This is a genomic window from Salinigranum salinum (assembly GCF_009176545.1).
Taxonomy (GTDB): Archaea; Halobacteriota; Halobacteria; order Halobacteriales; family Haloferacaceae; genus Salinigranum; species Salinigranum salinum.
The window spans coordinates 532,023-544,504 of record NZ_VTOJ01000002.1; the positions used below are offsets into that span (position 1 = coordinate 532,023).

The window sequence follows — 12,482 nt, forward strand, 5'->3', positions numbered from 1 at the left end:
CGTAAAAGTGTCTTTCAGTTCGTTCCCGGCCCGCCGTCGGGCCGCGGTTCGGGTCGTTCGCGTGCGACCGTGCCGTCGTCGTAGAGGTGACAGGCCGTGGCGTGCGTCTCGCCGACGCGCTCGGGCCGGTCGGTCTCGCAGACGCTCTCGAAGCGGTCGCGGAGCGTCCCGACCGCCTCCGCACGGTCGCCGCGGGCGAGCGCCGCGAGCGCGTCGTCGACGACGCGGGCGTCCGCCCCCGACAGCGACGCCTCCTCGAAGTACGTCTCGCGGACGTGTTCGGTGAAAGCCGCCTCGTCGCTGGACGCGGCGTCGAGCCGATCCCACACCGTCTCTGCGTCGAGGTCGCCGCGTTCGAGCGCGTCGCGGAGGTCCATCACCGCCCGGTACGTCGGCTGGTCGATCGGCAGGTCCGACGGGGGGATGACCGCGGGGCAGCGGGTGCGGAACCGACAGCCAGACGGCGGGTTCCGTGGCGAGGGGACGTCGCCCGCGAGCGCGTCGACCTCCCGACCGTGTTCGGCGACGCTGGCCCGCGGGACGCTCTCCAGGAGCGCCTCGGTGTAGGGGTGTTCGGGGGCGGTGAAGATCTCGTCCGTCGGGCCGAGTTCGACCACGTTGCCGAGGTACATCACCGCGACGCGGTCGCAGAGATGCCTGACGACGGAGAGGTCGTGCGCGATGAACAGGTACGTCAGGCCGAACTCCGCCTGGAGGTCGGCGAGGAGGTTCAACACCTGCGCCTGCACGCTCACGTCGAGCGCCGAGACGGGTTCGTCGAGGACGACGAACTCGGGGTCGAGCGCGAGCGCCCGGGCGATGCCGATCCGCTGGCGCTGACCGCCCGAGAACTCGTGGGGGTATCGGTCGAGCTGCGACGCCGACAGGCCGACCCGCTCGAGGAGTTCGCGGGCCCGATCCCGGCGCCACTCTCTCGTGCGCTTCTCGCCGGGATCGTCGGGCAGGTCGTGGATGACGAGCGGTTCGGCGACGATGTCGCCGACGGTCATCCGCGGATCGAGGCTCGAGAAGGGATCCTGGAAGACGATCTGGGCGCGGCGGCGGAACGCGTCGAGGCGGTCGCCGTCGAGTTCGAAGACCGCCTCGCCGTCGAAGGTCACACTTCCCCCGGTGGCCTCGCGCAGCCGGAGCAGGGTCTCGCCCGTCGTCGACTTCCCACAGCCGGATTCGCCGACGAGCCCCAGGGTCTCGCCCTCGTGGATGTCGAAGCTCACGCCGTCGACGGCCTTCACGCTCCGGGGCTCCTTCCCGAGCAGCCGGTCGACGAGCGTGTCCTGTTCGTAGTAGTACTTCTCGAGGTCGCGCACCGCAACCAGCGGCTCTCGGTCGCTAGTCATCGGCGGCCACCTCCGCCTCTGTCTCCGCGGTGTCGTCGTCCTCGAAGTGGCCATCGTCGAGCGCCGCGGCCGGATCGTACTCCCGGTCGGCCAGCACGCACCGCACGGCGTGTTCACCGACGCCGTCGTCTCCGTCCCCGTCGCCGTCGCCACCGCCGTGGGCGACCGCCCGCTCGTCGATCCGGTGGAGACAGTCGTCCATCGCCTTCGGACAGCGGTCGGCGAAGTAACAGCGATCGCCCATCTCGCTGTCGAGCAGCGACGGGACGTTCCCCTCGATGGGGTCGAGTCGGGGCGCGGGGTTCTCCAGATCCGGGATCGACCCCAGGAGCCCCTGCGTGTACGGGTGGACCGGCCGCTCGAAGACGTCCCCGAGCGTCCCGCGCTCGACGAGTTCGCCCGCGTACATCACGCCGACGCGGTCGCACATCCGCGCGATGACGCCGAGATCGTGCGTGATCATCACGACGCTCATCCCCTGGTCGCGCTGGAGTTCGCGGAGGAGGTTGAGGATCTGCGCCTGGATGGTGACGTCGAGCGCGGTCGTCGGCTCGTCCGCGATGAGCACGTCGGGCTCGCCCGCGAGCGCCTGCGCGACCATCGCGCGCTGGAGCATCCCGCCGGAGAACTGGTGGGGGTACTCCTCGGCGCGCTCCGCGGGATCGGGGATGCCGACCCGTTCGAGCAACTCGACCGCCTCCGCCCGACTCCCGTCGGAGACGTAGTCGCGCGAGGGCAGGAGCGTGTCGCGGACGTACTGGCCGAGACCGTACCCCTGCGTCCGCGACCGCGTCCGCCGCGGGTTCGCTCGCGCCCGCCGCTGGACTTCGACGGCTTCGGCGATCTGCGTACCCACCGTGATCGAGGGGTTGAACGACGACATCGGATCCTGGAAGATCATCGAGAACGACGGCCCCCTGAGCGATCGGCGGACGCCCTCGGGGAGGCGACGGAGGTCGACGAAGTCGCCGTCCACGGCGGCGGGCGTCGAGTCGCGGAACTCGTCGGCGAGCGCCGGCTTGCGGTACCACACCTCCCCCGACGTGATCCGTCCGGGGGACTCGATGAGGTCGATGAGCGACAGCGCCGTGACCGACTTGCCGGAGCCCGACTCGCCGACGATACCGAACACCTCGCCGTCGCGGACGTCGAAGCTCACCCCTTCGACGGCGTTGACCTGCCCCTCCTCGGTGAAAAAGCGCGTGCGGAGGTCGCGGACGCGGAGCACGGCGTCGCCGGTCGACGCCGAGGTGGGCGCGTCGGCGCTCATACGCCACCCTCCCCCTCGATGCCGGGATCGAGCGCGTCGCGGAGCCAGTCACCCACGAGGTTGAGGCCGATGACGGTGACGACGATCGCGAGGCCGGGCACGGCCGAGATCCACCACGCCGTCGACTGGTACTGGCGGCCGAGCGCGATGTCGAATCCCCACGAGACGTCCGCCCCCGAGAAGCCCAGGAAGGAGAGCGCGCTCTCGAGCAGGATGATCGCCGCGACCTGGATCGTCGCGAGGACGAGGATCGGCGTGATCGCGTTCGGGAGCACGTGTCTGAAGACGATCCGCGTGTCGGAGGCACCGAGCGCGCGAGCGGCCTTGACGTACTCCTCCTCTCGCAGGGCGAGCGCCTCGCCGCGGGAGACACGGGCGAACCAGACCCAGTTGACGAGCGCGACCACGACCACGACGGTCCCCGGGAGCACGACGGACGACGGCATCGCCCCCGCGGAGGGGAGGCCGACCGCGCCACGCCAGGCTTCGGCGATGCCGGTCGTGACCAGCGGATCGGGGAACGTCACCTTCGCCTGCCCCCAGACGCCGACGAGGGCGATCGCGAGCACCAGCGACGGAAACGCCAGCATGACGTCCGCGGTGCGCATGAGCGCGTCGTCGACGCGGCCGCGGGCGTACCCCGCAGTGAGGCCCACGACGACACCGACGAGTGCCGCGAGTGTCGTCCCGAAGACGCCCACGAGCATCGACGTCCGTGCGCCGTAGACGACCCGCGAGAGGATGTCGCGGCCGTTGCCATCGGTGCCCAGCGGGTGGGCGAGCGTCGCGTTGTTCGACACCGTCTTCGTCTCCGTGACGACCTGTCCGTCCTCGATGACGACGCTCCCGTTCTCGGTCTTGGTCACCTCCTGCGTCTGCGTCGTCGAGAAGCCGAGCGGCGGCTCGCGCGCCTCCTCGAGGTTCTGCGAGCCGGGGTTGTACGGCGCGATAAGCGGCGCGAGCAGCGCCATCAGCAGGACGAAGACGACGATCGCGATGCCGACCTTCGCCAGCGTGTTCCGGCGGAGTTCGCGTTTCAGGTTCCGGAGTGTGCGTGGGGAGATCATGTCGGTGTCAGTCGAACGCCACCTGCGGGTTCACGTACGCGTACAGCGTGTCGACGAGGATGTTCACGAGGACGAAACCCACGGCGACCACGATGAGCGACCCCTGCAGGACGGGCCAGTCCCGGGCGTTGATGCTGTTGATGATCAGCGTGCCGAGGCCGGGCCAGGCGAACACCGCCTCCGTGATGACCGCGCCGCCGATGAGCGTGCCGAGCTGGAGCCCGACGACGGTGACGACGGGGATGAGCGTGTTGCGGAGCGCGTGGCGGTAGCGCGTGAGCGTCTCGGGCAGCCCCTTCGCGCGCGCCGCGCGGACGTACGTCTGCCCGAGTTCGTCGAGCATCCCGCTTCTCGTCAGCCGAGTGATGAGCGCCGTGAAGTACGTACCCAGGGTGATGGCGGGGAGCGTGATGTGCCAGAGCCAGGTGAGGAGCCCGTCGGCGGCGCTCCCGACGTTCCCGGCGATCAGGAGGCCGACGACCCCGTCGAGGCCGATTGGTCGCTGGCTCGTCGGGAAGAGGTCGAGCTGGACCGCCAGCAGGATGATGAGCATCACGCCGAGCCAGAAGTTGGGGGTAGAGATGCCCAGGAGCGAGAACAGCGTCGCGCCGTAGTCGGCGGGTTCGTGGCGACGGGTCGCGCTCACCACGCCCAGCGGGACGGCGATGACGACGGCGACGACCGTCGCCGCGACGGCGAGCTCGAGCGTCGCCGGGATCTTCGCGACCACCCGGTCCAAGACCGGCGTCCGGGTGACGAGCGAGAAGCCCAGGTCGCCCACCGGGATACCCGCGACGAAGTCGAGGTACTGGACGTGTAACGGCTCGTTCAGCCCGAGTTCGGCGACCACCTGTCTCCTCACCTCGGGGTCGACGTCCGGTGGGAGCAGGACGTTCGCGGGGTCGCCCGGCGAGATGAATCGGAGGCCGAAGACGACCGTCACGACGCCCCACACCACGAGGACGCCCTGGAAAGCCCGCTTGACGAGGAACCTGGCCAGCGACATTGCGTTGGGGTCTATTCGTTTACTTCGGGCTCATCGCGTACGCGTCGATGCGCTCGTCGCTGCGGGCCTGCCAGTCGACCCGTTCGGAGACGCCGTAGACGCTGAACTGCCGGTTGAGGAAGATCCACGGGGCCTGGTCGTGGGCGAGCGCGTTCGCCTCTTGCAGGGTCGCCTCCCTGGTGTCGCCCGACTGGTTGCCCGCCTGGCTCAACAGCGAGTCGAACTCGTCGTCGCTCCACGAGGTGAGCGCACCGTCGCTCGTGAGCAGGGCGGTCATGACGAGGCCGCCGTCGAACGTCGCCTCGCCCCAGCCGATGAGGTACCACGGGGGTTTGTCCTCGATGTTCCCCGTCAGGAGTTCGTCGACGAGCGAGCCGAAGTCGCGCTGGCGAACCGTCGCCGTCACGTTGGGCAGTTCGTCGATGAAGCCCGCGACCGCCTGGGCGATCTCGAGGTCCTTCAGGTAGCGGCCGACGGGCGTGTTGAGCTCGATCTCGACGCCGGCGTGACCGCTCTCTTCGACCAGTTGCTCGGCGCGGTCGGGATCGTACGGGTACGGATCGACGTCGGGGTTGTGGCCGACGAACCCTTCGAGCGTCGGCTGACCGGTCGCGGAGCCGAAGCCGCCGAGGACGTTCTCGACGATGCTGTTCAGGTCGATCGCGTAGTTCATCGCCTGGCGGAACTCCTGGGAGGAGAACGGCTCGACGTCGTACCGCATCGCGTTGTAGATGATCCGCGTGCTCGGTGCGGCCGCGATCCGCGCCTGGTCGCTGTCGTTGACCCGCTGGACCTCCTGCGGGGGAACGTTCACGACGACGTCGGCCTCGCCCTGCAGGAGCTGGTTGACGCGGGTCCCCGCCTCGCTCGCCGCCCGGAACGTCAGCTCGGTCACCGCGGCGGTGTCGTCCCAGTACTCCTCGTACGGCGTCAGGACGACCGCCTCGTCCTCGGTGTACGACGAGAGCTGGAACGGGCCGGTGCCGTTCATCTGCTGGCCGATCTCGGCCTTCGAGCGCTCCTCGACCCAGCTCTGCTGCATCACGTCGCAGTAGGTGGCGAACTCGGAGAAGACGATCGGGTTCAGCCCGTCGTTCGACACCGTCACGGTGCCGTCACCGGAGGCTTCCGCACCCGTGACGCCCGCGAGCTGGTCGCGCTGGGGGCTGGCGAAGCCGACGTCCTCCTGGACGATGCGGTTGATCGAGTAGGCGACGTCCCCGGCGGTGAGTTCGTCGCCGTTGTGGAAGGTGACGCCGTCGCGGAGCTCGAACGTGACCGTGTTCTCGCCGTCGACCCGCTCGTAGCCCGTGGCGAGTGCCTCGGTGATCGACCCGTCGGCCGTGCGGGTGAGTACCCCCTCGTAGGCGTGGAGCATCACGACGTCGGTCGGGGTCTCGCGGTGGTCGTGCGGGTCAAGGCCGGAGGGCATGTTCCCCTGGACGATCGTGACCGGGAAGTCACCCATCGATCCGTTTTCGGACTCTTCGGGGGTGTCGGTCGCCGTCTCCGTCATCTCGGCCCCGCCGTCGCCACCGTCGCCGTCGTCGCCGTCGCCACCGTCGCCGCCACCGCCACCATCGGAGCCGCCGGTACCGCTACAGCCAGCGAGCGTCGCGGCCGCCGCGGCGCCCCCGCTGAGCTTGAGAAAACTCCGTCTGTCGAGCCGGTCGTCGGAAGTCATACCGCGTCTTTTGCGCAGGGCAGGTATATATGCTATGGATACACGTGATCCGGTCCGGACCAGGTCCGACCGCTCCGGTCGGTTCCCGAGGTGTTGCGCGGGCCGGCCGTCGCTGGCGTACGTTTAAGTATCCTGGTTACCAAATCCGGGTATGGCCGTTCACGGCCGTCAGACGCTCCGGGACCTGTTCGACGACTCCCCGACGCCCCACATCGCGCACCCGCCGCGCACCCACCACCGACACTTCTACGTCGCCACCGACGGCTCCTATCGACCCGATGGCGGCGGCCTCGGTGCGGTGATCGAGGCGCGCGACGGGACCCGCGTCGCCCGGGTCTCGCTCCCCGACACACCCCCCGACAACAACGTCGCCGAGTACCGGGCGCTACATCTCGGGCTCGACGTCCTCGCGGCGCGTGCGCCGCCGGACGCGCTCGTCGGCGTCCTCGTCGACCACGACGACCTCGCGGGGAACGTCAACAGCGCCGTGCTCGAGACACGGCAACCGGGGTGGCACCCCGGTCGGTCGTCGTCGGTTCCCGCCGGGAGCGAACTCCACTGGCGCGGGATCCAGGCACGCATCGCCGGCTTCGGCGAACTCCGTGCCGCCCGCATCGACTCCCGGGACAACCCGGCTCACCCCCTGGCGAACACGCCCGCGGAGTACGCCCACGTCAACCGACAGCCGGACCGGTGCGTCCTCCCGTGCGACCGGATCGGCCGGGAGGTCGACACCGCCGAGCCGCAGTTCCCGCCGCCATCGCGCTTCGACCGGGCGGGCGGCGCCAGCAGCGACTGAGCCGCGCTCGCACGTCCTCGAACGAACGGTCACAGCGCCGCGGAGCCGGCGGATCGCCGACTCGTCGTCTGTTCACCACCCATCGAGGCTCGTTCTACAGCCCGGCACCTCGCATCAGCAGTCGAACGCCGATGAGCGCCAGGAGTCCGAACATCGTGACCCGCCGGGTCGTCCGCGCCAGCCGTGGACGGAGCCGTTTTCCGACCGAGACGCCGACGAGGCCAGGCACCGCCGCGACCGCAGAGAGCAGGAGGAGTCCACCACCCTCGTACAGCCCCAAGAGTCCAGCCGCGACGACTCTGACCGAGGAGATGCCGAGAAACACCATGGCGACGACGCCGACGAACGTCCGGTGGTCGAGGTGGAGGCTCTGCAGGTAGGCGATCACCTGGACGCCGACGTTCGTCGCACCGAAGACCAGCCCCGAAACCAGTCCGAGAGCGAACTTCACGCCGACCGTGTCGGAGACGTTCGCCCGAACCCACTCCTCACCGGGCAGCGGATAGCGCTCCTGTGTGAATCCGAGGAAGCCGAAGACGAACAGCCCGAGGGCGAGCGCGAGCGGTCGCGTCGGCACCCGCGAGAGCAGGCTCATGCCCACGACGGTCCCGACGAGCGCCGTCGCGACGAACGGCCAGAACCGCTCCGCACACGTCTGGAGCCCCTCCCGGTCGAGTTCCCGGACGAGCGAGAGGTTCGCCCCGAGGATCGGGAGGATCATGACGACGACCGCGACCCGTGGCTCGAGGACGGTGGCCATCAGGCCGGTCCCGATGACGGAGTAGCCGAAGCCGTTCACGCCGGTCACGAAGCCGCCGACGACGACGATGCCGAAAACCAGCGCCGCGAGCGAGAGGGAGAGTGAGACCACGTAGGGGAGAACACGCGGATAACGCGTATGAAACCACGCCCGAAGTGTGACGGTCGTACCCGGCCACCCGCGTGACGGTGGAGCGGCTGCACGGCTTCGCACGGGAGGCGACGACCGTCGGGACGGGAGAAAGTTGACAACGGCCCCGGTTCGTGGGGGAGACGATGCACTCGGATCTCGCTCCCACACTCACCCCTCGCCGCGAGCGCGGATCGCCGCTCGGGACCGCCCTCCACCGCAACTCCCGCCGGCTGCTGGCCCTCTTCGCGCTCTCGACCGCAGTGGCGACGGCCGTCGTCGCCGGCACGGTGGACTTCGTGGGCGCGGTCCCGTACACCGCGGTCTCGACCCTCGACCCGCTCACGTCGGCCCGACTCGCCGTCGAGGTCGGAATCGTCGTCGGCCTCGCGTCGACGGCGGTCGCGACCGCCTGCGTCGTCGCCGGCGACCCGCGTGTCCGCGTCGGCCGAGCCGTCCCGCTGGTGCTCGTCGCGCCGGTCGGCTTCGTCGCCGGCGTCACGGCCGGGCACGCCGTCCTCCCGGCGCTGTTCGCGCTCCAGCCGGCGGGCAGTGTGACGTCGCTCGCTGTCGCCGTCGGTCCCGCCGGCGTGGTCGAGCTCGCGCTGTTTTTCCCCGTCGCCGTCGGCGTCGGCGCGGCGTTGCCGGCGGTGTCGGTCGCGGCCGTCCGTGCCGGCGCGGTCCCCCGTTACACCTCGACGCGACAGCGTGGGATCGTGGCGCTCGCGGTCGTCACCATCGCGGCGACGCACTCGCCGCCCGATCTCGCGACGTTCGGCCTGGTCGCCCTCCCCCTGTTCGTCGGCTTCGGCACCGGCCTCGCGTGGCTCGAGCTCGCCTGATCGGTCGCCTCCGTCGTTCGCTCCCTCGCGGCCGGCCGCCGGTCAGCCGTCGGTCGTGAGACATATAGCCACGTGTCGGTCTAGCTTTGCACATGCCGGTCGAGGATCCGGACCCGAACCCGAAGGCAGACTCGACCCTCTCGCCCGACGAGGCGTTCGCCACGCTGGGTAACGAGACGCGGGTCGAGATCCTCCGGACGCTCGGAGAGGAGAGCGGACCGCTCTCGTTCTCGACGCTGTTCGACCGCGTCGAGGTCGACGACTCCGGGCAGTTCAACTACCACCTCGACAAGCTCGTGGGTCACTTCGTCCTCGGGACCGACGAGGGGTACACGCTCCGCCAGGCGGGCCGGCGCGTGATCGAGGCCGTCCTCTCCGGGGCCGTGACCGACGCGCCGGTGGTCGAGCGGACACGGATCGACCAGCCGTGTCACTACTGCGGCGCGGACATCGAGATCAGCGTCCGCCAGGACCGGGTCGTCAAGTACTGTACCGCCTGTCCGGGACGGAACGCGGACCCGAGCACGACGCTCGCGGGGGCCGTCGACGAGGACGGCTTCCTCGGGACGCTTCCGATCCCGCCGGCTGGCGTCCAGAACCGGTCCCCCGTGGAGGTATTCGAGGCCGCGTGGACGTGGGCGAACCTCGAGTTCCTCGCCGAGGCCAGCGGCGTCTGCTCGCGCTGTTCGGCGGCGCTGACGGAGTCTGTCACCGTCTGCGAGGCGCACGACGCCGCGAACGGGCTCTGTGATCGGTGTGAGAACCGCCACGCGGTCCAGTTCCACGCCGACTGCCCGAACTGCATCAACGACCTCCACGGGCCCTTCGTACTGAAACTCGTCTCCCGGACGGAGCTGCTGGCGTTTCTCACCTCGCGCGGGCGCAACCCCGTCGCGCCCTCGCGCGGGTCGATCGCCGCGGTCGACCGCGTCCACATGGACTACGACGAGGCGGTGCTCTCGACCGACCCGTTCGAGGCCCGCTTCACGTTCTCCGCAGACGCCGACACGCTCACGCTGACGGTCGACGACAGCCTGGACGTGGTCGACGTCGAGCGGTGACTCTGTGGGCCGACGGTGACGCCCGTCGTCGGGCCGTCGCGGATCGTGATCGTAGCAGATCGGCTATCGACAGCGACGCCCACGAGGTCGAACGACCAGCGTTTCCGGTCGCTCACTCCGGTCGCTCCCGCAAAACCTGGACCAAAATGAATCCCGAACTACTCGCCCTGCGCGTCGACGACCGCCACGCCCGCCAGGTTGACGATGTCCTTCACCTCGTCGCCGCGCTGGAGCACGTGGACCGGTTTGTTCATCCCGACGAGCATCGGGCCGATGGCCTCGGCGCCACCCAGCCGCTGGAGCAGTTTGTAGCCGATGTTGCCGGCCTCGAGGTTGGGGAAGACGAGGACGTTCGCCGGTTCCTCGAGGTCGGCGAAGTCGTACGTCCCCGTGAGGATGTCCTCGACGACGGCCGTGTCGGCCTGCATCTCGCCGTCGACGGGGAAGTCGACCTCGGGGTCGTCGTGGAGCGCTTCGACCGCGGTGCGCGGTTTGCGGGTACCCTGGTTGTCGACCGATCCGAAGTTCGAGTACGACAGCAGCGCGGCACGGGGCTCGACGTTGAAGCTCCGGGCGAGCTGGGCGGTGTGTTTCGTGATCTCGGCGAGCACGTCGGCGGTCGGGTCGAGGTTGACGGTGGTGTCGGCGGCGAAGATGATCCGGTTGCGGAAGGTGAGCAGGTACACCCCGGCGGCGTACTCGGCGTCCTCGGCGGTGCCGATCACCTCCAGTGGGGGGCGGAGCGCCGAGGGGTAGTGGTGGGTCAGCCCCGTGAGCATCGCGTCGGCGTCGCCCTCCTCGACCATCACGCTCGCGAAGTAGTTGCTGTCGGTGCGGACGCGCTGGGCGGCCTCCGACCGCGTGAGCCCCTTGCGCTGGCGGAGTTCGTACAGCCGGTCGGCGTAGTGGTCCCAGTCGCCGTCGCGGGGGTCGGCGACGGTCGGCTCGAACTCGAGCCCGAGCCGCTGGGCCGTGCGTTCGATCCGTTCCTCCCGACCGATGAGGACCGGCCGAGCGATCCCCTGTTCTTCCAGCTGGTAGGCGGCGCGGATCATCTTCTCGTCGGTCCCCTCCGCGAGGGCGACGACCTTCGGGTCGGACTTGGCCTTGTTGAGGACGACGCGCATCATCTCGCGGGACTTGCCGAGGCGGGCCTCGAGCTGCTCGACGTACGCCTGGCGGTCGAGTTCGGTCCGCGCCGCGCCGGAGTCAACCGCCGCCTCCGCCACCGCCGGGGCGACCTCGAACAGGACGCGCGGGTCGAGCGGTTTGGGGATGACGTAGTCGGGACCGAACTGCAACGGACTGTCGCCGTACGCCTTGACCACGGCGTCGGGGACGTCCTGCCGCGCCAGTTCGGCCAGGGCACGGGCCGCGGCGAGTTTCATCTCCTCGTTGATCTCGGTGGCGCGGACGTCGAGGGCGCCGCGGAAGATGAACGGGAAGCCGAGCACGTTGTTCACCTGGTTGGGGTAGTCCGACCGACCCGTCGCCATGATGACTGTGTCGTCGCGGGCGGCCTTGGCGTCCTCGTAGCTGATCTCGGGGTCCGGGTTCGCCATCGCGAAGACGATCGGGTCGTCGGCCATCGACGCGATCATCTCCTGCGAGACGATGCCGCCAACCGAGAGACCGACGAAGACGTCCGCGTCGACCATGGCGTCCGCGAGGTCTCCGCCGGGGATGTCGCGGGCGTACTCGCGCTTGAACTCGTTGACCTCGTCCGCTCGGTCGGCGGTGATGATCCCGGTCGAGTCACACATCACGATGTTCTCGTGGCGTGCACCCAGCGACTCGTAGAAGCGCGCGGTCGCGATGGCTGACGCGCCCGCGCCGGAGAAGACGATGTCGAGGTCGGCGAGGTCCTTGTCGGCGATCTCGGCGGCGTTCAACAGCGCGGCCCCGGAGATGATGGCGGTGCCGTGCTGGTCGTCGTGGAAGACGGGGATGGACATCTCCTCGCGGAGGCGACGCTCGATCTCGAAGCACTCCGGTGCCTTGATGTCCTCGAGGTTGATCCCGCCGAACGTCGGTTCCATCGCGGCGATCGTGTCGACCATGTCGCCGGGATCCGTGAGGTCGAGTTCGACGTCGAACACGTCGATGTCGGCGAACCGCTTGAACAGCACGCCCTTCCCCTCCATGACGGGTTTCGAGGCCTGTGCACCGATGTCACCGAGACCCAAGACGGCAGAGCCGTTCGAGACGACGCCGACGAGGTTCCCCTTCGCCGTGTACTCGTAGGCCCGGTCGGCGTCGGCGTCGATGTCGAGACACGGCGCGGCGACGCCCGGCGAGTACGCCAGCGAGAGGTCGCGCTGGGTGTTCGTCGGTTTCGTCGTCGCGATCTCGATCTTGCCGGGCGGGTCTTGCCGGTGATACTCGCGAGAGTCGTCGTCCAATCCCATGCCGCGACCGTTCACCCCGATACGTAAATAGATACTCCTGTCTGTCGATTTTGCGTTCGACGACTGTCGAAGTCAGCGCTGGTCGTCCATCCCCAGCG

The 12,482-nt window shown here is 69.4% G+C and carries 10 protein-coding genes; 3 read left to right on the forward strand and 7 right to left on the reverse strand.

Going from position 1 to position 12,482, the window contains the following annotated elements:
- Positions 1–14 precede the first annotated feature (14 nt).
- From FZP69_RS14285 to FZP69_RS14305, 5 genes are read right to left on the reverse strand one after another with little or no spacing between them, the layout of a single operon-like run.
- Entirely contained in the window at positions 15–1,358 is a 1,344-nt protein-coding gene (locus FZP69_RS14285; RefSeq protein ID WP_152042076.1) for an ABC transporter ATP-binding protein, read from the reverse strand.
- On the reverse strand, positions 1,351–2,628 hold the full coding sequence (locus tag FZP69_RS14290) for an ABC transporter ATP-binding protein (protein ID WP_152042077.1): 1,278 nt from the start codon (positions 2,626–2,628) through the stop codon (positions 1,351–1,353). Before FZP69_RS14290 ends, FZP69_RS14285 begins: the two co-directional genes overlap by 8 nt.
- On the reverse strand, positions 2,625–3,695 hold the full coding sequence (locus FZP69_RS14295; RefSeq protein WP_152042078.1) for an ABC transporter permease: 1,071 nt from the start codon (positions 3,693–3,695) through the stop codon (positions 2,625–2,627). The genes FZP69_RS14290 and FZP69_RS14295 overlap by 4 nt, the downstream gene beginning before the upstream one ends.
- Positions 3,696–3,702: 7 nt before the next feature.
- Positions 3,703–4,701 (reverse strand): ABC transporter permease, encoded by a 999-nt coding sequence (locus tag FZP69_RS14300; protein WP_152042079.1) that lies wholly within the window; start codon positions 4,699–4,701, stop codon positions 3,703–3,705.
- A gap of 19 nt (positions 4,702–4,720) precedes the next feature.
- The gene (locus FZP69_RS14305; protein ID WP_152042080.1) at positions 4,721–6,385 is read right to left on the reverse strand and encodes an ABC transporter substrate-binding protein; all 1,665 of its coding nucleotides are present in this window, start codon (positions 6,383–6,385) and stop codon (positions 4,721–4,723) included.
- A 151-nt stretch (positions 6,386–6,536) separates the two neighbouring features.
- On the opposite strand from FZP69_RS14305, the gene FZP69_RS14310 reads away from it, so the two are divergent.
- A complete protein-coding gene (locus tag FZP69_RS14310) occupies positions 6,537–7,184 on the forward strand; it encodes a ribonuclease H (protein WP_152042081.1) in 648 nt (215 codons plus the stop codon).
- A 94-nt stretch (positions 7,185–7,278) separates the two neighbouring features.
- On the opposite strand, the gene FZP69_RS14315 is transcribed toward FZP69_RS14310, so the two are convergent.
- Positions 7,279–8,055, reverse strand: a complete 777-nt coding sequence (locus tag FZP69_RS14315) for a sulfite exporter TauE/SafE family protein (protein ID WP_152042082.1) — start codon at positions 8,053–8,055, stop codon at positions 7,279–7,281.
- A gap of 164 nt (positions 8,056–8,219) precedes the next feature.
- Here FZP69_RS14315 and FZP69_RS14320 point away from each other — a divergent pair, with 164 nt between their 5' ends.
- Complete coding sequence (locus FZP69_RS14320) at positions 8,220–8,915, forward strand: twin-arginine translocase subunit TatC (protein WP_152042083.1); 696 nt, start codon at positions 8,220–8,222, stop codon at positions 8,913–8,915.
- A 92-nt stretch (positions 8,916–9,007) separates the two neighbouring features.
- On the forward strand, positions 9,008–9,976 hold the full coding sequence (locus FZP69_RS14325; RefSeq protein WP_152042084.1) for a winged helix-turn-helix domain-containing protein: 969 nt from the start codon (positions 9,008–9,010) through the stop codon (positions 9,974–9,976).
- A 158-nt stretch (positions 9,977–10,134) separates the two neighbouring features.
- On the opposite strand, the gene FZP69_RS14330 is transcribed toward FZP69_RS14325, so the two are convergent.
- Positions 10,135–12,384 carry an NADP-dependent malic enzyme gene (locus FZP69_RS14330; protein WP_152042085.1) on the reverse strand — a complete coding sequence of 750 codons (2,250 nt, stop codon included), beginning with the start codon at positions 12,382–12,384 and terminating at the stop codon, positions 10,135–10,137.
- Between the last annotated feature and the right edge of the window lie 98 nt (positions 12,385–12,482).